This is a genomic window from Arenivirga flava (assembly GCF_030161575.1).
Classification (GTDB): Bacteria; Actinomycetota; Actinomycetes; order Actinomycetales; family Microbacteriaceae; genus Arenivirga; species Arenivirga flava.
The window spans coordinates 1,631,696-1,651,890 of record NZ_BSUL01000001.1; the positions used below are offsets into that span (position 1 = coordinate 1,631,696).

General features: G+C 73.8%; 17 protein-coding genes. 11 read left to right on the top strand and 6 right to left on the bottom strand.

Annotation, left to right across the window (positions count from 1 at the left end; translation table 11 throughout):
• Nucleotides 1–19: 19 nt before the first annotated feature.
• Nucleotides 20–877 carry an IclR family transcriptional regulator gene (locus QQK26_RS07895; RefSeq protein WP_284231714.1) on the top strand — a complete coding sequence of 286 codons (858 nt, stop codon included), beginning with the start codon at nt 20–22 and terminating at the stop codon, nt 875–877.
• Here the strand turns inward: QQK26_RS07895 and QQK26_RS07900 are convergent.
• Nucleotides 796–2,667: a thioredoxin domain-containing protein gene (locus QQK26_RS07900; RefSeq protein WP_284231715.1), complete on the bottom strand. Its 1,872-nt coding sequence runs from the start codon at nt 2,665–2,667 to the stop codon at nt 796–798. The genes QQK26_RS07895 and QQK26_RS07900 overlap by 82 nt on opposite strands.
• A gap of 208 nt (nt 2,668–2,875) precedes the next feature.
• Between QQK26_RS07900 and QQK26_RS07905 the strand changes: the two genes are divergently transcribed.
• The 3 genes from QQK26_RS07905 (at nt 2,876) to QQK26_RS07915 (ending at nt 5,130) form a co-directional block, all read left to right on the top strand.
• Nucleotides 2,876–3,607 carry a GTP pyrophosphokinase gene (locus QQK26_RS07905; protein ID WP_284234499.1) on the top strand — a complete coding sequence of 244 codons (732 nt, stop codon included), beginning with the start codon at nt 2,876–2,878 and terminating at the stop codon, nt 3,605–3,607.
• 159 nt (nt 3,608–3,766) lie between these two features.
• On the top strand, nt 3,767–4,390 hold the full coding sequence (locus QQK26_RS07910) for an N-acetyltransferase (protein WP_284231716.1): 624 nt from the start codon (nt 3,767–3,769) through the stop codon (nt 4,388–4,390).
• A 71-nt stretch (nt 4,391–4,461) separates the two neighbouring features.
• Nucleotides 4,462–5,130, top strand: a complete 669-nt coding sequence (locus QQK26_RS07915; protein WP_284231717.1) for a hypothetical protein — start codon at nt 4,462–4,464, stop codon at nt 5,128–5,130.
• Nucleotides 5,131–5,169: 39 nt separating this feature from the next.
• On the opposite strand, the gene QQK26_RS07920 is transcribed toward QQK26_RS07915, so the two are convergent.
• A complete protein-coding gene (locus tag QQK26_RS07920; RefSeq protein WP_431307995.1) occupies nt 5,170–6,615 on the bottom strand; it encodes an NCS2 family permease in 1,446 nt (481 codons plus the stop codon).
• Nucleotides 6,616–6,730: 115 nt separating this feature from the next.
• Here QQK26_RS07920 and QQK26_RS07925 point away from each other — a divergent pair, with 115 nt between their 5' ends.
• Complete coding sequence (locus tag QQK26_RS07925; protein ID WP_284231719.1) at nt 6,731–8,005, top strand: uracil-xanthine permease family protein; 1,275 nt, start codon at nt 6,731–6,733, stop codon at nt 8,003–8,005.
• A gap of 96 nt (nt 8,006–8,101) precedes the next feature.
• On the opposite strand, the gene QQK26_RS07930 is transcribed toward QQK26_RS07925, so the two are convergent.
• Entirely contained in the window at nt 8,102–8,584 is a 483-nt protein-coding gene (locus tag QQK26_RS07930) for an NUDIX hydrolase (protein ID WP_284231720.1), read from the bottom strand.
• Nucleotides 8,585–8,659: 75 nt separating this feature from the next.
• On the opposite strand from QQK26_RS07930, the gene QQK26_RS07935 reads away from it, so the two are divergent.
• Nucleotides 8,660–9,520, top strand: a complete 861-nt coding sequence (locus QQK26_RS07935; protein ID WP_284231721.1) for a MurR/RpiR family transcriptional regulator — start codon at nt 8,660–8,662, stop codon at nt 9,518–9,520.
• Between the two features lie 3 nt (nt 9,521–9,523).
• On the opposite strand, the gene QQK26_RS07940 is transcribed toward QQK26_RS07935, so the two are convergent.
• Together QQK26_RS07940 and QQK26_RS07945 are read right to left on the bottom strand one after the other, a co-directional pair.
• Complete coding sequence (locus tag QQK26_RS07940; protein ID WP_284231722.1) at nt 9,524–10,315, bottom strand: SseB family protein; 792 nt, start codon at nt 10,313–10,315, stop codon at nt 9,524–9,526.
• Between the two features lie 510 nt (nt 10,316–10,825).
• Entirely contained in the window at nt 10,826–11,995 is a 1,170-nt protein-coding gene (locus QQK26_RS07945; protein WP_284231723.1) for an NAD(P)/FAD-dependent oxidoreductase, read from the bottom strand.
• Nucleotides 11,996–12,306: 311 nt separating this feature from the next.
• On the opposite strand from QQK26_RS07945, the gene hrpA reads away from it, so the two are divergent.
• Together hrpA and QQK26_RS07955 are read left to right on the top strand one after the other, a co-directional pair.
• Nucleotides 12,307–16,071: an ATP-dependent RNA helicase HrpA gene (gene hrpA / locus QQK26_RS07950; protein WP_284231724.1), complete on the top strand. Its 3,765-nt coding sequence runs from the start codon at nt 12,307–12,309 to the stop codon at nt 16,069–16,071.
• Nucleotides 16,072–16,367: 296 nt separating this feature from the next.
• Nucleotides 16,368–16,859 (top strand): hypothetical protein, encoded by a 492-nt coding sequence (locus tag QQK26_RS07955; RefSeq protein WP_284231725.1) that lies wholly within the window; start codon nt 16,368–16,370, stop codon nt 16,857–16,859.
• Nucleotides 16,860–17,297: 438 nt separating this feature from the next.
• On the opposite strand, the gene QQK26_RS07960 is transcribed toward QQK26_RS07955, so the two are convergent.
• Nucleotides 17,298–17,573: a hypothetical protein gene (locus tag QQK26_RS07960; protein ID WP_284231726.1), complete on the bottom strand. Its 276-nt coding sequence runs from the start codon at nt 17,571–17,573 to the stop codon at nt 17,298–17,300.
• Between the two features lie 36 nt (nt 17,574–17,609).
• On the opposite strand from QQK26_RS07960, the gene QQK26_RS07965 reads away from it, so the two are divergent.
• From QQK26_RS07965 to QQK26_RS07975, 3 genes are all read left to right on the top strand, one after another.
• Nucleotides 17,610–18,419 (top strand): Ig-like domain-containing protein, encoded by an 810-nt coding sequence (locus QQK26_RS07965; RefSeq protein ID WP_284231727.1) that lies wholly within the window; start codon nt 17,610–17,612, stop codon nt 18,417–18,419.
• On the top strand, nt 18,416–18,820 hold the full coding sequence (locus QQK26_RS07970; RefSeq protein WP_284231728.1) for a hypothetical protein: 405 nt from the start codon (nt 18,416–18,418) through the stop codon (nt 18,818–18,820). The genes QQK26_RS07965 and QQK26_RS07970 overlap by 4 nt, the downstream gene beginning before the upstream one ends.
• Nucleotides 18,821–18,924: 104 nt before the next feature.
• Nucleotides 18,925–20,109 (top strand): LLM class flavin-dependent oxidoreductase, encoded by a 1,185-nt coding sequence (locus tag QQK26_RS07975; RefSeq protein WP_284231729.1) that lies wholly within the window; start codon nt 18,925–18,927, stop codon nt 20,107–20,109.
• The last annotated feature ends 86 nt before the right edge of the window (nt 20,110–20,195 follow it).

Sequence of the window (20,195 nt, forward strand, 5' to 3'; positions counted from 1 at the left end):
ACGAGAGGGGACGTCGCCGATGACGATCGAGCACTCCGGGGCCTCCCCCGTCGGCAGCGTCGACAAGGCGCTGCACGTGATCGAGCTGCTCGCCGAGGCGGGCTCCGACGGCGTCACGCTCGCTGCCCTGGCCACGGCCTCCGGCTACACCAAGACGTCGGTGCACCGCGCGCTGCAGGCGCTGCGGCACCGCGGCTTCGCCGAGCAGGCCGGCGACCAGCGCTACCGGCTCGGCTCCCGCCCGGGCGCGCTCGTCGAGCGCTTCCAGCGCGGGCAGAACCTGCCCGCCCTCTTCCGCACGGCGCTGCTCAGGATCTGCGAGCGCACGGAGGAGCTCGTGCACCTCGGCGTGCTCGACGGACGGTCGGTGCTCTACCTCGACAAGGTCGAGCCGGATCGCGCGATGCGCGTGTGGTCGCGGATCGGCCGGCACGCCCCGGTCGCGACGACCGCGCTCGGCCGGGCGATCATGGCCGCCGAGCGGGTGCAGGACGAGGGCCTCGACGCCTACCTCGGCGACGCACCGGACGAGGAGCTGCCGCGCTTCCGCGCAGCCGTCGGCGACGCCCGGCGCCTCGGCTGGGCCATCGAGCGCGAGGAGAACGAGGCCGGCATCTGCTGCGTGGGCGTCGCGCTCGTGCGCCCGCAGGGCCGCCGGTGGCGGTCAGCGTCACCGGCCCGACCTCGCGCATCGACGTGGCGCGGCAGGCTCGGTTCGGCGAGCTGCTCGTCGAGGAGCTCGAGCGCTCGGCGCCGCAGGGCTTCACGGTCGCGCGCCCCTGATCGGGCGGGCGGTCAGCGCAGCGCGCCGAGCGCGTCCGCGAGCGCCTCGGGATCGGTCGTCGGCAGGGCGCAGACGAGGTCGCGGCAGAGGTAGGCGGTGGCACGGCCGTCCTGCGCCGGCCGGTGCTCGAGCAGTGCGAGGCCCGCCTCCGCCAGGGCGCGCATCCGACCCTCCGGTTGCACGACGACGACGACGCCGGCGCGGTGCCACGCGCGCCCCAGTCCGGCCATCGCCGCCGGCGCGGTGGCCGCATCCGCCTCGGTGACGACCAGCTGCAGGCTCGGCTCGGCGAGGCGCGCCGCGACCGCGAGCATGGCGCCGGAGGCGAGCGGACGCTGCAGCGCCGCCTGGCCGAAGCACGCCACCACGGCCTCCGCCGCGGCGCGGTACTCGGCGCGGCCGGTGAGCTGGTGGGCGAGCAGCGCGGCATCGGCGATCGCGCTGAGCCCGGACGGGTAGGCGCCCTCCGAGGGATCGGCCGGCAGGGCGACGCCGGCGGCGGCGAGCACCGGGTCGGCACCGCCCGGCGCGACCGGCAGGCCGCCGGGCACCAGGCAGGCGTCGAGCAGCCGCAGCGCCGCACGCGCGTAGCGCGGCTCGCCGACCGCGGTCGCCAGGCGCAGCAGTCCGGTGGCCAGCAGCCCGTGGTCCTCGAGGGTCGCGACCGCGTCCGACGGCTCGCCGTCGAGGCTCGCCCGCACCAGGCGTCCGTCCGGCAGCACGTGCAGCTCGAGCAGGTGGTCGGCGGCCTGCCGGGCGGCGACGAGCCATCCCGGCCGCTGCCAGAGCGAGCCCGCCTGCGCCAGCGCGGCGATCGCCAGCCCGTTCCAGCCGGCGAGCACCTTGCCGTCGACCGCCGGCTGCGGCTGGGTCGCCCGGGCCGCGGCGTCGAGCGCGTAGTAGCCGCCCTCGCTGCGCACGCCGTCGACCGGGCTCTCGCTGTCCTGCGCGCTGCCGAAGCCGCCGTCCGGCCGCTGCAGCGAGCGGATGAGGAACTCGGCGACGCCCAGCGCCAGCGGCATCACCGCGGCGCCGTTGAGCTGCCCGACCGCGGCGAACGCCTGCAGCAGCAGGGCGTTGTCGGTGAGCATCCGCTCGTAGTGCGGCTCGCCCCAGTCGCGCTGCGTCGCGTACCGGAAGAAGCCGCCCTCGACCGGGTCGCGCAGCGGGGAGTCGGCCATGGCGAGCAGGCCGCGCTCGGCCAGGGCGAGCGCCTCGGCGTCGCCGGTCGAGCCGCGCTCGAGCAGGAACTGCAGCGCGGGCACGGAGGGGAACTTCGGCGCCGTGCCGAAGCCGCCGAACTCGCGGTCCTCCTGCGCGGCGAGGTCGCGCACGGCGACGGTCAGCTGCTCGCGGGTCGGCAGCGGCGAGGGCTCCGGCGCGGCGGAAGCGGCGAGCGCCCCCGCGATGCCGGCGGCGTTGGCGCGCACCTCGTCCCTCCGCTCGGTCCACGCGTCGTGGACCGCCTCGAGCACCTGTCGGAACGACGGATGCGAGCCCACCGGCTGCGGCGGCGAATAGGTGCCCGCGTAGAACGGACGGCCGTCCGGCGTCGCGAAGGCGTTGAGCGGCCAGCCGAGGTGATCGGTGAAGGCCCCGGCCGCGGCGAGGTAGCTCGCGTCGACGTCGGGGTGCTCCTCGCGGTCGACCTTGACGGCGACGAAGCGCGCGTTGAGGTACTCGGCGAGCGCCGGGTCGGCGAAGCTCTCGCGAGCCATGACGTGGCACCAGTGGCAGGTGGCGTAGCCGATCGAGACGAGCACCGGCAGGTCGCGGCGGGCCGCCTCGGCGAAGGCCTCCGCGCCCCACGGCCACCAGTCGACGGGCTGGTCGGCGTGGGCCCGCAGGTACGGGCTCACGGAGTCGCTGAGGCGGGAGGGCATCCCTCCACTCTCCCACGTGCGCCGCGCGTCGGCGACGGGGGAGCATCCAGGGCGACCTCCGACCGGCCGTCCAGGCCGTTCGCCCTACGCTCCTGGGGTGGACATCGACCGCCCTCCCCGAGATCTCGTGCGCGCCGCGGCGCCCGTCGCCGTCGACCCGCAGGTGGTGGGCGAGATCACCCGGCTGCGCGACGAGTTCACGGCGTTCATGCTCGAGTACAAGTTCGGCATTGACGAGATCCTCACCAAGGTGGGCATCCTGCGGGAGGAGTTCGGGCTGCGGCACGACTACAACCCGATCGAGCACGTGGGATCGCGCCTGAAGAGCCCCGAGAGCATCATCGCGAAGGTGCAGCGCAAGGGCGTCGAGCCCACCTTCGAGGGCATCCGCGCGGCGATCCACGACATCGCCGGCGTGCGGATCACCTGCAGCTTCGTCTCGGACACCTACCGCGTCTTCGAGCTGCTGACCCAGCAGAGCGACATCACCGTGGTCTCGGTGAAGGACTACATCGCCGAGCCCAAGGAGAACGGCTACAAGAGCCTGCACGTGGTGCTGTCGGTGCCGGTGTTCCTGTCGAAGGGTCCCGTGCAGGTGCTGGTCGAGGTGCAGATCCGCACCATCGCCATGGACTTCTGGGCCAGCCTCGAGCACAAGATCTACTACAAGTACGACAGGCAGGTGCCCCAGGCGCTGCTCGACGACCTCACCGAGGCCGCGCTGACCGCGAGCCGGCTCGACGCCACGATGGAGCGGCTGCATCAGGAGGTGCGGCAGCTCGACGAACCCGCCGCCGCGCCCTCCGCCGACGGTAGCCTGGTGCCCGACGACGCTGCGATCTGGCAGTTCCAGGCGGTGCGTCAGCACCTGAGCGGACGGATGCGGGCGGATGCGGCGGTCGATGCCGAGGGCGGGCCGCCGCGGCGGAGCCACGTGTGACCCCGGCGTCCCCCGCTCCGCAGCGACCGCGCACCGGCGCCCTTCGGGTGTAGCGTCGCAGCACCACCCCGAGGAGACCCGACTCCATGACGCCGACGTCCGCGCTTCCGCACCGAGAGCGCTCCCCCATCCGCAGCCGGCGAGACGGCTGAGCCGGCCGTGCCCATCCGCATCGAGACCGCGACCCGTCGCGACCTGCACGAGGTGGCCGCGCTGCTCGCGACCGCCATGGAGACCGATCCGGTCTTCCTCGACGTCGTCCCGCCACGTCAGGGACGCGCCGAGGCGCTGCGCGGCTTCTTCGAAGCCTACGTGCTCACGTACACCGGGTCGGAGCGCACGATCGATGTCGCCCGCCGCGACGACGGCACGGTCATCGGGGCCGCCACCTGGGCGGTGAACCGGGTCGGCCGCGACAGCCGCTTCGGCGAGCAGCTCGCCCTCGCGCCCCGCTACCTCCGCGCGCTCGGTCCGCTCGGAGTGATCCCCCCGTACCGAGTGCAGAAGGTGCTCGAGCGGCACCGCCCGCTCGACACGCACTGGTTCCTGTCAGCGGTCGGCGTGCTCGGCGCGAACCGCGACGCCGGCGTGGGCACGGCCCTCGTGCAGTCGCGGTTGGATGCGATCGACGACGCGCAGGAGGACGCCTACGTCGAGTCGTCGACCGTGCACGACCGGCGGTTCTTCGAGCGGCTCGGCTTCGTGCCGGGGGCCCTCATCCAGGGCCTCGACCATGCGCGACCCGTCGGCATGTTCCGGCCGCCGGCCCGCCGGCGGCGCTGAGCCGCTCGGCGGCACCTTCCGGTCGCCGCGTTCCGCTACGGTGTCCCCACCCGATCCCCCGGAGGAACCCCATGACCGATGCCGCCGAGCGACCGGACCTGCGTCGCGCGCCGCTGAGCGTGCGCATCGAGACGGCCTCGCGCGAGGACTTCGAGGAGATCGCCGCGGTGCTGGCCGTGGCCTTCGCCGACGATCCGGTGCATCGCGACATGATCGGCCCGCACCCGCACCGCGACCGTCGGCTCTGGCGCTACTTCGACACCCTCCTGCGGGCGACCGCGAACGACCGGCTCGAGGTCACGGTGGCCCGCGGCCACGAGGGCAGGATCCTCGGCGTCAGCGTGTGGCAGTACATGCCGGTCGGGCACGAGGGCGAGATGCCCGCCCTGCTGCCCTACCTCTCCGGGCTCGTGCGCGCGCTCGGCGCGGGGAACGCGCTGCGCGCCCTCCGCGTGCAGCGCGCGCTGCAGCGGCACCGGCCCGTCGACGAGCACTGGTACCTGCCCTTCGTGGGCGTCCTGCCCGAGGCCCGCCGCGGTCGGGTCGCGTCGGCGCTGCTCGGCACCAAGCTCTCCCAGCTCGACGAGCAGGGCGTGCCGGGCTACCTGTACTCGCGCTCCGACGCCGACCGCCGCTTCTTCCAGAACTTCGGCTTCGGCCACGGCGCGGTCGTCGGCGGCCTCCCCTCGGCCCGCCCCCTGGCGATGTTCCGCCCGCCGGCCCGCCGGCGCCGGAGCTGAACGGCGCGGCCCGCCGGCGGAGGGACGAGCGCGGCCCGGCTACATGCCGATGAGCGTCTCCACCGGTCCGCGGGCGAAGTAGAGCACGAAGCCCGCCGCCACGACCCAGAGCAGCGGCTTGACCTCGCGGGCCTTGCCCGAGAGCGCGCGCAGCACGACCCACGACACGAAGCCCGCGCCGATGCCGTTCGCGATCGAGTAGGTCAGCGGCATGACGATGACGGTGAGGAAGACCGGCAGCGACACCGAGAAGTCGCTCCAGTCGACGTCGCGGATCTGCGCGATCATCATCGCGCCGACCACGACCAGCGCGGCGGACGCGACCTCGGAGGGCACCATCTGGGTCAGCGGCGTGAAGAACAGCGCGACGAGGAAGAGCGCGCCGGTCACGAGGTTCGCCAGGCCGGTGCGGGCCCCCTCGCCGACGCCGGCGCCCGACTCGACGAACACGGTGTTCGAGCTCGCGCTCGCGGCACCGCCGGCGACGGCGCCGATGCCCTCGACCACGAGGGCCGAGCGCAGCCGCGGGAACTCGCCCTTCGCATCCGCCAGCCCCGCCTCCTTCGACAGGCCGGTGAAGGTGCCCATCGCGTCGAAGAAGTTCGTGAAGACGAGGGTGAAGACGAGCATGAGCGCGGCGAGGGCGCCGATGCGCTCGAAGGAGCCGAAGGAGACCTGACCGAGCAGCGACAGGTCGGGCAGGCTGACGACCTGGGTCGGCAGCACGGGCACGTTGAGGTTCCAGCCGGCCGCGTTCTCGCCGCCGTTCGAGGCACCGACCTGGAAGACCGCCTCGGCGACGATCGCGAGGATCGTGCTCGCGACGATGCCGATGAGCAGGGCGCCGCGCACCCTGCGGGCCACCAGCACGCCCGTGACGAGCAGGGCGATCACGAAGACCAGGGTCGGGACGGTCGCCACCGAGCCGTCGATGCCGAGGTCGACGGGCGGCGAGCCGAGCCCCGTCGCCCGCACGAAGCCGGCGTTGACCAGGCCGATGAAGGCGATGAACACGCCGATGCCGACCGAGATGGCCACCTTGAGCTGCTGCGGCACCGCGGTGAAGATGGCGCGGCGCAGGCCGGTGGCCGCGAGCAGCACGATGACGAGGCCGTTGATGAGCACGAGGCCCATCGCCTCGGCCCAGGTGACCTCGCCCACGACCGTGACGGCCAGGAACGAGTTGATGCCGAGACCCGCCGCGAAGGCGAACGGCAGGCGCGCCACGAGGCCGAACAGGATCGTCATGACGCCGGCGACGAGCGAGGTGACGGCGGCCAGCTGCGTGAAGCCGAGCTGGGTTCCCTCGATGTCGACACCGCCCGACAGGATGATCGGGTTGAGCACGACGATGTAGGCCATGGCCACGAAGGTGACCAGGCCGCCGCGCAGCTCGTTGCCGATCGAGGAGCCGCGCTCCGTGATCGAGAAGAAGCGGTCGAGTCGGGAGCGGATGGGGGTGCTGGCGGCCACGGGGGTCCTCACGTGTTGCGGGGTGGAACCGGAACAGCTTAGGCGGATGCGGAGCCGGGGCGGCGATCCCGGTACGCTCGACCCGGCCCCATCCCTCCCCGCTCCCCCTCAGTGAGGAACCCGTAAGATGCCCCTGCCCTGGACCCAGCACGCCGACGGCAAGACCGTCGCCCCCGGCGCGATCGTCGCCCCGAGCGAGCGCCTCAGCTGGCCCCGCACGATCGGCCTCGGCGCGCAGCACGTGGTCGCCATGTTCGGCGCGACCTTCCTCGTGCCAGCGCTCACCGGCTTCGAGCCCACGACGACCCTGCTCTTCTCGGGTGTCGGCACGATCCTCTTCCTGCTGATCACGAAGAACCGGCTGCCCAGCTACCTGGGCTCCTCGTTCGCCTTCATCGCGCCCATCCAGGCCGCCGTGGCGGAGCAGGGCACCGGCAGCGCGCTGTTCGGCATCGTCGTGGTGGGGCTCAGCCTCGCCCTCGTCGGGGCGGTGGTGCAGCTCACCGGCACGGGCTGGATCGACGCGCTCATGCCGCCGGTCGTCGCCGGCGCCATCGTCGCGCTCATCGGCTTCAACCTCGCGCCGGCGGCGTTCGACAACTTCGCGAAGGCGCCCCTCACGGCCGTGATCACCCTCGCCGCCGTCGTGATCAGCGCGGTGCTGTTCAAGGGCATCCTGGGCCGTCTGTCCATCTTCATCGGCGTGATCGTCGGCTACGTCGCCGCGCTGATCCAGGGCGAGATCGACTTCACGAGGGTGTCCGAGGCCGCGCCGCTCGGCCTGCCGCCGCTGGCGTTCCCGACGAACCCCTTCGCGACGCCCGAGGTCTGGGCCGTTCTGCCCGCGTTCCTGCCCGTGGTGCTCGTGCTCGTCGCCGAGAACGTCGGCCACATCCGCGGCGTCGGCCAGATGACCGACCCGGCCGTCAACAGGCTCACCGGCCGCGCGCTCATCGCCGACGGCGTCGCCACCGTCATCGCCGGCAGCGGCGGCGGCTCGGGCACCACCACCTACGGCGAGAACATCGGCGTCATGGCCGCAACCCGCGTCTACTCGACCGCCGCCTACTGGGTGGCCGGCATCGTCGCGGTGCTGCTCTCGCTCTCCCCCGTCGTCGGCGAGGTCATCAACTCGATCCCCGCCGGCGTGCTCGGCGGCGTCACCACCGCGCTGTACGGCCTCATCGGCATCATCGGCATCAAGATCTGGACCGACAACGGGGTCGATTTCGCCAAGCCCGTCAACCAGTTCACGGCGGGCACCGCGCTCATCGTGGGCGCCGGCAACTACATCTGGTCGTCGGGTTCGCTCACCTTCAACGGCATCGCCCTCGGCACGATCGCCGCCATCGGCGTGTACCACCTGATGCGCGGCATCGCGAAGGTGCGCGGCACCGACTGAACCGGCCACGGCACGACCGGATGCCCCGCTCCCGAGGGAGCGGGGCATCCGTCGTTCAGGCGGTCCCGCTCGAGAACGGTGCTGGAGGTCCGTCGTTCAGGCGGTCTCGAAGCGGGCCTCGCCGCGCTCCGGCAGGGCCGAGCGCAGTCGCGCGAGCATCCCCTCGCTCATCGGCGGCAGCGCGTCGAGCGCGAAGAAGCGCGCCTCGGTGTTCTCGCCGTCGACCGGATGCGGTTCGCCCGACACCCAGCGGAACCGGAACACGAGGTCGAGGTACTGCGACTCGTCGCCGTTGCCGTAGGTCATCGGCGGCAGGGTGTTGACCCAGGCGAGCCGCTCGGCCTCGGCCACGACGCCGGCCTCCTCGAGCACCTCGCGCGCGGCGGCGACCGCCGGTTGCTCGCCCGGGTCGATGATGCCCGTCACCGGCGTCCAGGCGCCGTTGTCGCTGCGGCGCACCAGCAGCACCTCGGTGCCTCCGCCGCCCTCGCGCAGCACCACCGCGGTGACGCCGCTGAGCCAGAGCAGCTCGGTGCCGATCCGCGAGCGCAGCGAGAGGATGAAGTCGGGGGTGGCCATGCCTCCACCGTACGGGCGCCGTCGAGCCCGCGGTTACACTCGGCTCACCCGAGAGACCCCACCGTGGAGGACGCCGTGACCTGGTCCGCCCCGCAGGACGCCCCGCCGACGGTGCGCATCGCCGCGCACCGATCGACCATGCTGCCCAGCGAGCGCCGCGTCGCCGATGCGATCGCCGCGCAACCGGCGACGCTCGTCGAACTGACCGCGCAGGAGCTGGCCGAGCGCATCGGCGTCGCCCGCACCACCGTGATCCGCGCCAGTCAGAGCCTGGGCTACGCCGGCTACACGCAGCTGCGGCTCGCGCTCACCAAGGAGCTGGCGCGCTCGGTCCCGGCACCGCGCACGGTCGGCGAGGGGATGCTCGGCCGCCTCCGCGCGGACGTCGAGGAGCTGGCCTCCGGCCTGCACCGCCTCGCCTCGACGCTCGACGAGGCGTCGATGCAGCGGGCGGTCGAGCTCGTCGCCGCCGCCCCGCGGGTGCTCGTCTTCGGCTCGGGGCTCTCCGCGACCATCGCCGAGGACCTCTCCATGCGGCTCACCGGGATCGGACGCACCGCGGAGTACCTGCTCGATCCGATCAGCCAGCAGATCGCCGCGGTGCAGCTACGCGACGGGGACGTCGCCCTCCTGGTGAGCGGATCGGGCGCGACGCAGTCGAGCCTCGCGGCAGCGCGAGCGGTCGCCGAGTCGCAGGGCTCGCTGGTGCTGATCACCTCGTTCGCCCGCTCCCCGATCGCCGAGCTCGCCGACGTGCGGCTCGTCGTCGGCCCGGTGCAGCAGGGCTTCCGCGACGAGCTGGTGCGCCGCACCCGCGTGCCCCACTCGATCCTGGTGGAGTTCCTCGTCGACCGCGTCGGCGAGGCGCTGGGCCCGGAGGCCGCGGCGATGCACCTGCGCGCGATCGGCATCCTCGCCGACAACATCGGCGAGTAACCGCTACTCGGCCGGGGACTCGGCGGCGACCTTCTCGAGGTCGCCCTTCAGCACGGCGAGCGTCGGCCCGGCGGGGTTGAAGAGCAGCCCCTCGACGCTCGGCGCGCTGAGCACCGAGCGGGCGTGCTTCGGGAACGGCACCGGCACGGCGAGGTGCTTGGGCGACCACGCCCACACCTCGGCCGGTGAGGTGAAGGCGGCGGCGTAGCTGCGGCCGTCGGGCGCCTTCACGCCGGCGACGGAGAGGTCCTTCGCGGCGGGCGGCTGCCCGTCGACGACCTCGCCCTTGCGCTCGACGGCCAGGAACACGGTCTCGGTCTCGGCGAGCACGCCGAGCACCGCGCCGAGGCGGCCCTCCGGCTTCGTGGCGAGGGCCTCCTTGAGCGCCTCGTTCGCGCCCGGCTCGACGGGCAGGCCGCGCACGATCTGGTCCTTCGGGATCACGATCGACGCGGAGCCGGAGCCCGCGTCCACGATCACGCCGTCGTACTGGTCGCGTGTGGCGAGGCGCAGCGCGCCGAGCGCCGGCTGCACCATCGACCGGACGACCTCGCCGTCCTTGTGCGCCTTGCGCAGCTCGGCGTTCGAGGTGAAGAGGAGCAGGAAGTTGCGGCCGTCGTCGGACCGGCGGCTGGCGACGGCGATGGTGGAATCGCGCTGCACCTTGCCGTCCTCGATCTTGAGCTCGGAGGCGCTGATGTCGAGCAGCAGCTGGCCGCGAGCGCCCTGGCGCAGCACGTCGGCGAGCGCCTGCGGGCTGTTGCCCCTGGCCCAGCGCTGCAGCGCGGCCGCCACGTCGGCGTGGTGCGGGCCGACGGGGCCTTCGGCGCCTCGGGCACCGGCGCGCTCGGCATGGCGAAGGAGAGGTTGGCGGGATCGGAGCGGCCGACCGTCGTGGTCGTGAAGGGCATGCTCGGCTCGGCGGGCGCCTGCGGCTGCGGAGCGGGCGCCTGCGGCTGCTCGGCCTCGGGGGCCTCCGGCTGCGCATCGGGTCGCGGCTGCTCGGCGGGCGCCTGCGGCTGCTCGGCGTCGGGGGCCTCGGCCTCGCTCGCGGCGGCTTCCTGCGACGTGGGCTGCGACTCGGGCTCGCGCCGCTTGCGGTTGAAGAGTGCCATTCGATCGACGCTACAGGCAGTGGGTGAACAGCTGATGCGCCCACCGCGAACAGCCCGGCGTCGGCCCGTGACTCAGCACCGTCGCGACGACTCAGCAGCGTTCACGGCACTGACTTGTCGCGAACATGATGAGTCGCGGCTCGGGGGCGCGAAGTGCGTCGCGGCTCGGCGGTGCGCGGCGCGTCGCGGCTCAGTCGCGCGCGAAGAGCGCGGCCCGGTTGGGCGAGAGGGCGCTCCAGGCGAGGTCCGCGGGCTCGCCGAGCCGTGCATCCGCCTCGACGATCTCGGCCGCGGCCAGGCGCCCCGCCGCCGCGGAGGTCTGGATGCCGTAGCCCGACTGCGCCGCGAGCCAGAAGAACGTCTCGACGTCGCCGTCGCGCCCCATCACCGGCAGGTGGTCGGGGCTGTCGACGCGCAGCCCGGTCCAGGCGCGGCGCACCTCGAGCTCGAGCTCGGTGAGCGCCTCGACCCGGCGCAGGGTCTCGGCGACGAGCTCCTCGCGGGGCTGCGCGTCCTCGGCGGCACTCGGCGCGTCCTCCATCGGCGAGGCCAGCAGGCCCTCCTCGTGCGGGCGGAAGTACACGCCGTCGCGGTCGTCGACGAACATCGGGGCATCGACGGGGATCGTCCCCCGCAGCGGCGCCGCGATCGCCACGGTGCGGCGCAGCGCCCGCAGCCCCCGCGGCCGCAGCCCGGCGAGGGACGCCACCTCGTCGGCCCAGGCTCCGGCGGCGTTCACGAGGTGACCGGTCGAGACGTCGCCGCCCTCGGTCTCGAGCACCCAGCTCGACCCGCGGCGCTGGATCTCGCGCACGCGCCAGCCGGTGAGGATGCGGGCGTCGCGCTCGCGGGCCATCTCCTCGTAGGCGCGCAGCAGCAGCGGTACGCGCACCTCCCTCGAGGCGTCGTCGATGGCCGCGCCGCGCAGGACGTCGCGGCGCAGGAACGGCAGCAGCTCGTGCGCGTGCTCGGGGTCGATGCGGCGGAAGCCGCGGCCCTGGGCGAGCAGCGCCTCGATCGGGTCGGCCGGCGCCTCCGCCTCGCCGCGGGCGATCGCCGCGAGCTCGGCGGCTTCCGGCGCGACCGCGCCGACGACGAGCGGCCGCGGGCTGAGGATGCGCTCCCCCATCCGATCCTCGATGGCGGGCATCAGCTCGAGCGTCGCCGCCGTCAGGGCGCGCACCGGATCGGGACCGTAGCTCGGCTGCAGCTGCTGCGCCGAGCGCGAGCTCGTGTGCTGCGCGAGGCCGCGCTCCGCCTCGACGACGATCACGCTGGCCTCCTCGGCGAGCGCCGCCGCCAGCGAGAGGCCGGCGATGCCGCCGCCGATGATCGTCACGTCCGCGGTCAGCCTCGCCATGCCGCAACGGTACCGGCGCCGCCGGACGCTCCCGCGCATCCGCTCGCCGCGCCGCTCCGCGCCGACTCGCGTCGACCGGCACCGTGTCGAGGGGACGGCAGCTGCTCATCCCGCCCTCCCGAAGAGCGTCTACCGTCCCCTCGACCTCGGTCGACGCGGTGCGAGCGAGGATGGACGCGGTGCGAGCGGGAGTCGACGCGCTCGGGGTCGGGACGAGGAGCGCGAGGCCCGGGACGAGCGGCGCCCGGCACGAAGCGCCGGTACGCTCCCGGACGAGCGGACGCCCCCGCCGAACTACGATTGACGGGCCCATGAGCGACCTGACGATCACCTACCCGCCCGAGCTGCCCGTCAGCGCGCGCAAGGACGACATCGCCCGCGCGATCCGCGACCACCAGGTCGTGATCATCGCCGGCGCCACCGGGTCGGGCAAGACCACGCAGATCCCCAAGATCTGCCTCGAGCTGGGCCGGGAGTCGATCGGCCACACGCAGCCGCGCCGCATCGCCGCGCGCACGATCGCCGAGCGCGTGGCGGAGGAGCTCGGCAGCGAGCTCGGCGGCCTCGTGGGCTACCAGGTGCGCTTCACCGACCAGGTGAGCGCCGACACGCGCATCAAGCTCATGACCGACGGCATCCTGCTCGCCGAGCTGCAGCGCGACCGCGACCTCAAGAAGTACGACACGATCATCATCGACGAGGCGCACGAGCGCAGCCTCACCGTCGACTTCTTGCTCGGCTACCTGCAGCGCCTGCTGCGCCGGCGCCCCGAGCTCAAGGTGATCGTGACGAGCGCGACGATCGACCCCGAGAGCTTCGCGCGCCACTTCGCCGACGCGAGCGGCGAGCCCGCCCCGATCATCGAGGTCTCCGGCCGCACCTTCCCCGTGGAGGTGCGCTACCGCCCGCTCGTCGCCGACGCGGTCGAAAGCGACGATCCGGATGAGGACGGCAGCGCCGGCCAGGACCGCGACCTGAACGAGGCGGTCGCCGAGGCGATCGCCGAGCTCGGCGCCGAGGAGCCCGGCGACGTGCTCGTGTTCTTCAGCGGCGAGAACGAGATCAAGGATGCCGAGGAGCACCTGCGCGGGCGCCTGCCCGCCGGCACCGAGGTGCTGCCGCTCTACGGCCGCCTCTCCGCCGCCGAGCAGCACCGCGTCTTCGAGCGACGCGGGGCGACGGTGCGCCGCCGGATCGTGCTGTCGACCAACGTCGCCGAGACCTCCCTGACCGTGCCGGGCATCCGCTACGTCGTCGACACCGGCACCGCCCGCATCAGCCGCTACTCGACCCGCGCGAAGGTGCAGCGGCTGCCGATCGAGGCGATCAGCCAGGCCAGCGCGAACCAGCGCTCGGGGCGGTCCGGGCGCACCAGCCCGGGCATCGCCATCCGCCTCTACTCGGAGGAGGACTTCGGCAAGCGCCCCGAGTACACCGAGCCGGAGATCCTGCGCACGAACCTCGCCGCGGTGATCCTGCAGATGATCTCGCTGGGCCTCGGCGAGATCGAGCAGTTCCCGTTCCTCACCCCGCCCGACTCGCGCGGCGTGCGGGACGGCCTCGGTCTGCTCACCGAGCTCGGCGCGATCGACAAGGATGCGCGCATCACCCGCATCGGCCGCGACCTGTCGCGCCTGCCGATCGATCCCCGCTTCGGGCGGATGGTCGTCGAGAGCCGCAAGCACGGCGTCAGCCGCGAGGTGCTCGCCATCGTCGCGGGGCTCAGCGTGCAGGACGTGCGCGAGCGGCCCGCCGAGCGCCGCGGCCATGCCGACCAGCTGCACGCGCGCTTCACGGACACGACGAGCGACTTCGTCACGATGCTGAACCTCTGGAACCACCTGCAGGAGCGCCAGCGCGAGCTCGGCAGCAGCGCCTTCCGCCGCGAGGTGCGGGCCGAGTACCTGAACTACCTGCGCATCCGCGAGTGGCAGGACGTCTACCGCCAGCTCGCGCGCATGGCCCGGTCGTTGCAGCTCGAGGTCGGCGAGCCCAGCACCGACGCCGACGGCATCCACAAGTCGCTGCTCGCCGGCCTCCTCGGCCAGATCGGCCTGCGCGACCAGGGCAAGAAGGACTACGCCGGGGCGCGCGGCACCCGCTTCGTGCTGTTCCCGGGCAGCGCGCTGTCGAAGGCGCAGCCGGCGGCGATCATGAGCGCCGAGCTCGTCGAGACGAGCCGCCTCTTCGCCCGGATGAACGCCGCCATCGACCCCGCCTGGGCCGAACCGATCGCGGGCGACCTGGTCAAGCGCACCTACAGCGAGCCGCGCTGGGAGCGCAGGCAGGGTGCCGTGATCGCGGACGAGCGGATCACCCTGTTCGGGGTGCCGATCGTGCCCCGCCGCAAGATCCAGTTCCGCCGGGTCGACCTCGACTACTCTCGCGACCTCTTCATCCGCCACGCCCTCGTGCAGGGCGAGTGGGACGAGCGCTACCCCTTCGAGCGGTCCAACGCGAAGCTGCGCCGCGAGCTCGAGCAGCTGGAGGAGCGCACCCGCCGCCGCGATCTGCTCTACGACGACGAGGCCGTGTTCGCGTTCTTCGACGCGCGCATCCCGGCGGACGTGGCGACCGTGCGCGACTTCCAGGGCTGGTGGAAGACGCTGCCCGACCAGTCCATCCTCACCATGACGATGGACGACCTCGTCGAGCGGGAGGAGATCGACGAGCTCGCCGACGAGCGCGAGGCCTACCCCGAGCAGTGGCGCCAGGACGACCAGGTGCTGCGGCTGCACTACCACTTCGAGCCCGGCGCCGACGACGACGGTGTGACCGTGATGGTGCCGCTCGCGCTGCTGCCGGGGCTGCGCGCCGAGGGCTTCGACTGGCAGGTGCCAGGGCTGCGCGAGGAGCTCGTGACCGCGCTCATCAAGACGCTGCCGAAGGGGATCCGCCGCAACGTGGTGCCCGCCGGCGACTGGGCGCGGCGCCTCCTCGCCGAGCACGTGCCCGCGGAGCCCGACGGGCGCGAGCTCGTGCAGGTGCTCGCCACCGCCATCCGCGCCGCCGCGCACACCCCCGTCGAGCCGGGCGACTTCGACGTCGAACGGCTGCCCGCGCACCTGCGGGTCACGTTCCGCGCGGTCGACCAGCGCGGCCGCGCGGTGCGGAACGAGAAGGACCTCGCGGCGCTGCAGGCTGCGCTCGCCGAGCGCAGCCGCAGCAGCGTGGCGAAGGTCGCCGCCGCGGCGCCGAAGAACGACCTCGAGCGCAGCGGCATCGAGCGCTGGGACCTCGACGCGCTGCCGCAGGTGCTCGACACGAAGCAGCCCGGCGGCGTCGTGCGCGCCTACCCCTCGCTCGAGGACGACGGCCGGTCGGTCTCCATCCGGCTGCAGTCCACCCCCGAGGCGCAGCAGCGGGCGCACCGCCGCGGCGTGCTGCGCCTGCTGCAGCTGGCCACGCCGAGCCCCGCGGGCTACGTGCTCGAGCACCTGACCTCCAAGGAGAAGCTGCTGCTCGCGGCCGGGCCGTACCCCTCCGCCCGCGCGCTGATCGACGACGCGCTGGCTGCGTCCATCCGCTTCCTGGTCGATGAGCGGATGCAGGGCGCGCTCCCCTGGGACCGCGCCGCCTTCGACACCCTCCGCGAGCAGGTGAGCCAGGGCGTGCTGCCCACGCTCGACGCGACCATCGAGGTCGTGCTGCGCGTGCTCGGCGAGGCGCAGGCCGCCGAGAAGGCGCTCAAGGGCGGCACCAGCCTGGCGCTGCTGCCCGCGCTGAACGACGCGCGAGCGCAGCTGGCGGGCCTCGTGCATCCCGGCTTCGTCTCGGCCATCGGCGCCTCGCAGCTGCGGGAGGTGCCGCGCTACCTGCGCGGGCTGCAGCAGCGCCTGCAGCGGCTGGCGGAGAACCCGGGCCGGGATCGCGTCGGGCAGAACGAGGTCGAGTCGGCGACGCGGCTGTTCACCGAGGCCGGCGGCACGGTGCCGGTGCCAGCGGATGCGCCGGGACGCCTCGTGCGCACGCGCTGGCTGCTCGAGGAGCTGCGCGTGAGCGTCTTCGCGCAGACGCTCGGCACCGCCGAGCCGGCGTCGCTCAAGCGCGTGCGCCAGGCGCTGGACGGCAGGTGACCGAGCTGCGCACGGGCTGACGGCCGTCCGTCCCGGCGGTCCGCCGTCGAACCCCCTCGCGCTCCGCCCCGCCGTGTCCGCCGGCGCGGAGCGACTCGAGCAGCGCGCGCCGTCGCGGGATCACCGCGCTCTCCGGACAGCCCCGGGAACGAGGCCGCCGGTTCCCTTGTGGCCGTCGGAAACGCGATTTATCCTCATGTCGCTCGGGCTCGGGAACCCGCGCATCCCCCGTCAGCTACCGAGGGCGGCTCGCGCCGTGCCCCGCCGAGCCGCGCTCGGAATCCAGGAGAACAGCCATGTCCAACAGCGCTCACCGCGGCACGCCGCGCCGCCGCCCGGCGATCATCGCCCTCATCAGCCTCGTCTCGGTCGTCGGCATCGGCACCGCGGCGTACGCGTACTGGACCACGACCGGCGGCGGCTCGGGTTCCGCTGCCACCGGTGCGGTCTCGACGGTCGAGATCGTGCAGACCAGTCAGGTGACCGACCTCGCGCCCGGCTCGGGCACGCAGGCGCTCTCGGGCACCTTCAACAACCCGAACGATGCCGCCGTCGCGGTCGGCGCCGTCGAGGCCGAGGTCGTCGTCACCGGCGCCGGGGACTGCTCGGCGGACGACTACGTCATCACCGGCACCGGCGCGGTGACCGGCGACAGCGTCCCGGCGGGCACGGGCGTCGGTTCCTGGAGCGGCCTCGACATCGCCTTCGACAACGATCCCGTCCGCAACCAGGACGACTGCCAGGGCGCCACCATCACCATCGAGTACACCCTGACGCCGGGCAGCTGATCGAGGCGTCGTCGCCGGAGGACCCGGGCGCACACCGGCTCGCATGATGAGGCACTCGACATCGCGCCGCCGGCACGGTCGCCGAGCGGCGTCGTCGGGGAACCGTGTGCGACTCCTCCTCGTTCCGGCCGTGCTGCTGAGCCTCGCGCTGGGGCTGCCGAGCGGAGCGCTCGCCCACTGGACGGCCGAGGGCAGCGGCACCGGGACGGGTACCACCTCGGCTCTCGGAGCGCCGGTCGCCGAGGCCGCGCGCATCGCCGGCACGAACACGATCGTCATCAGGTGGAGCCCGCCGGTCGCGAGCGTCGGCCACACGGCGTTCCATGTTCAGCGCTCGCCGGCGGGCGGTGCGACGTGGGTCGACGCGTGCGGCTCCGACGCCGCGCCGATCCCGGGCACGTCCTGCTCGGACACCCCGACGTCGACGGGCACCTGGACCTACCGCGTCATCGCCCAGCAGGGCACCTGTCGCACGCCCAGCGACGAGACCGCGCCCATCGCCACCGACCACGTGCGCCCGACCGTCACCATCGAGCAGGCGACCGGACAGGCGGACCCCACCCGCGCGCTCCCCATCCGCTTCGCCGTCGAGTTCAGCGAGGCCGTGACGGGATTCGACACCGGCGACGTCGCCATCGCCGGCACGGCCGACGTGACCGGGGCGACGGCGACGGTGACTCCGCAGACGGCGACGCGCTTCTCCGTCGAGGTCACCGGCGTCACGTCCAGTGCCCCCGCAGGGGCACGGTCGTGGCGTCCATCGCCGAAGGACGGGCTCGGGATGGCTTCGGCAACGGCAACGTCGCCTCCACGAGCGCAGACGCCACCGTGCTCTACGACCCCAGTCCTCCCGCGGTCCCGATCGCTCCCGATCTCACCGCAGCGACGGACACGAGCGCGCCATCGCTCATCGCGACGAACGGGCGCGCGGACGACATCACCCGTTCCGAGACCCTGACGTTCACCTCAGCCGAGGCCGTCCCCGCGACGACGCTGCCCGCCGACACGGCCGGGGGCAGCGTCCGCCTCTACCGGTCGACCACCGCGACCGGCGCGAGCGATCCCGCGCAGCCGGTAGCGATCGCCGAGATCGTGGGCGGGGGTTACACGCTGAGCGACCCCGGCTCGGCCGGGCTCGCCGACGGCACGTACCACTACTCGGTCCGCCTCCTCGATCGAGCCGGCAACACGAGCGCGGAGAGCCCGCGGCTCGCCGTCACCCTGGACCGCAGCGCACCGGTGCCGTCGATGGCCTACACGCGGTCCATCGTCACCCTCGTCCCGCTGCTGGGCAGTGTGACGGTGGCGGGAACGGCACCGCACGCCCCGGGCGATCTGCTGCCGCTCGACATCCGCGTCTGCAGTGGCTCCTCCACCGGCTGCGCGACGGCGAGCACCGCGACCGTCATGGCCGATGCGTCGACCGGGTCGTACAGCTACACCACGGGATCCCTGCTCGGCGGCATCCTGTCGAGCAGCACGGCCCAGGTCTCGCAGTACGACCGAGCCGGCAATCGCGGCTCCAGCGCGCCGGTCACGTTGCCCGGCCTGCTCGGATGATCCCCCTCCGCTGGTGGGGCGTCGTCGGCGCCGTCGTCCTGCTCGCGCTGCTGCTCCTCAGCGTCCCCGGGCCGCCGGGTCCGCTCCAGGTGCGCCAGACGGGCGACGTGAGCGACCTGATGCCCGGTGAGCGGCGCGAGCTCGTCGGCGTGATCGACAACCCGGGCGGCGTCCCGCGCACCACCTCCCAGCTGAGCGCCGCGGTCACCGGGACCAGCCACCCGGCCTGCGGCCCGGAGTTCTTCGTCATCGAGGGCTCGCCGCTCGCCGTCGACCTCACCGTGCCCCCGGGCCCGGACCAGGCCGCCTGGTCGGGGCTGCTGATCGCGCTGCTGCCCGAGGCGGCGGCCCGCGAGGCGTGCCAGGGTGTCGAGGCCACCATCGACTACGCGCTGCGCTGACGACCCCGCGTCGCCCGACGTCACGCGCCGTCACTCCCCGTCACGAACCCCGCGGAGGACGACGCCGCGCGGGAAGGTGGTCCCACCGATCGGAGGGAGGCGGCATGGCACGTCGACGGCGCACGCTGCACCTGCTGCTGGGCGTCCCTCCCCTCGGCGGGCATCGCGCCGCGTGGCGCCGCGCCGAGCTGCCCGCTGGCGCGCAGGCCGACCCCTCGCACTACGCCGAGCTGGCCGGCCTCGCCGAGGCCGCCAAGCTCGACGCCGTCGTGCTGCCGGACGCGGCGGCGCTCGCCGAGGATCCCGCATCCGCTCCCCCGGCCCGCCTCGACCCCTCCGTGCTGCTCGGCGCCCTCGCGACGGCGACCACCCGCATCGGTCTCGTGGCCGCCACGGGCACGAGCACCGCGCATCCCTTCGAGGTGGCCCGGCGCATCGCCTCGCTCGACCTCGTCTCGGGTGGTCGGGCAGCGCTGCTCGCCACGAGCGACTTCCCCGAGGCCGCGGCGCTCAACGTGGGCGACGACCCCGCCGCGCTGCGCGGGGAACGGCACCGCCGGGCCGCCGAGTTCCTGCATGTCGTGCAGCGGCTCTGGGACAGCTGGCACCCCTCCGCCGTCGTCGGCGACACCGCGCGGGGCCTCTTCGTCGATCCCGAGCGCATCGCCCCCATCGACCACGACGGCGAGTTCTTCGCCGTGCGGGGACCGCTACCGGTGCCGCGCGGTCCGCAGGGTCGGCCTCCGGTGCTCGTCGCCGCGTCGAGCGATGCGGAGCGAGCGCTCGCCGCCCGCCACGGCGAGATCGTGCTGGGCGGGGAGGGGCTGCTCGAGCGCGCGGTCACCGCGTACAACGAGGTGAAGGCCCGCGCGGCGGCCATCGGGCGCAGCCCCGACCGCATCCGCGTCCTCGGCCGCGTGGCGACCGTCGTCGGTGCGACCGAAGCGGATGCGCGGGCCCGGCTCCGCGAGCTCGACGCGTACCTGCGCGACGACGGCGAACCGCTCGGCGCCGCCGGATGGGCCGAGGAGGGCCGCGGCGGCGTGCTGCTGGTCGGGGCCCCCGAGCAGGTGGCCGAGGAGCTGGCGCGTCGCTTCAGGGCCGGCGCCGCGGACGGCTTCGTGCTCACCCCCGACGTCTTCCCGTCGGGCGCGCGCGACCTGCTCGAGCAGGTCGTGCCGATCCTGCGGCAGCGGGAGCTCTTCCGACGCGACTACGAGGGCGTCACGCTGCGCGACCACCTCGGCCTGCCGCAGCCGGTGCTGCGCCGCGGCGCGTCCGCGACCTGAGCGGGTCACGAGCCGCACCGGTGACGAGCCGCGCCGGTCACGAGCTGCGTCGCTTCCAGCCGCTGCCGACCGCTGCCGACCGCTGC

What these genes read in the sequence shown, in the direction of transcription:
- QQK26_RS07975 (WP_284231729.1), top strand. Translation starts at nt 18,925, where the DNA reads ATGGCACGTCGACGGCGCACGCTGCACCTGCTGCTGGGCGTCCCTCCC.
- QQK26_RS07930 (WP_284231720.1), bottom strand. Translation starts at nt 8,584, where the DNA reads ATGGCCACCCCCGACTTCATCCTCTCGCTGCGCTCGCGGATCGGCACC.
- QQK26_RS07970 (WP_284231728.1), top strand. Translation starts at nt 18,416, where the DNA reads ATGATCCCCCTCCGCTGGTGGGGCGTCGTCGGCGCCGTCGTCCTGCTC.
- QQK26_RS07945 (WP_284231723.1), bottom strand. Translation starts at nt 11,995, where the DNA reads ATGGCGAGGCTGACCGCGGACGTGACGATCATCGGCGGCGGCATCGCC.
- QQK26_RS07905 (WP_284234499.1), top strand. Translation starts at nt 2,876, where the DNA reads ATGCTCGAGTACAAGTTCGGCATTGACGAGATCCTCACCAAGGTGGGC.
- QQK26_RS07925 (WP_284231719.1), top strand. Translation starts at nt 6,731, where the DNA reads ATGCCCCTGCCCTGGACCCAGCACGCCGACGGCAAGACCGTCGCCCCC.
- QQK26_RS07900 (WP_284231715.1), bottom strand. Translation starts at nt 2,667, where the DNA reads ATGCCCTCCCGCCTCAGCGACTCCGTGAGCCCGTACCTGCGGGCCCAC.
- hrpA (WP_284231724.1), top strand. Translation starts at nt 12,307, where the DNA reads ATGAGCGACCTGACGATCACCTACCCGCCCGAGCTGCCCGTCAGCGCG.
- QQK26_RS07955 (WP_284231725.1), top strand. Translation starts at nt 16,368, where the DNA reads ATGTCCAACAGCGCTCACCGCGGCACGCCGCGCCGCCGCCCGGCGATC.
- QQK26_RS07915 (WP_284231717.1), top strand. Translation starts at nt 4,462, where the DNA reads ATGACCGATGCCGCCGAGCGACCGGACCTGCGTCGCGCGCCGCTGAGC.
- QQK26_RS07895 (WP_284231714.1), top strand. Translation starts at nt 20, where the DNA reads ATGACGATCGAGCACTCCGGGGCCTCCCCCGTCGGCAGCGTCGACAAG.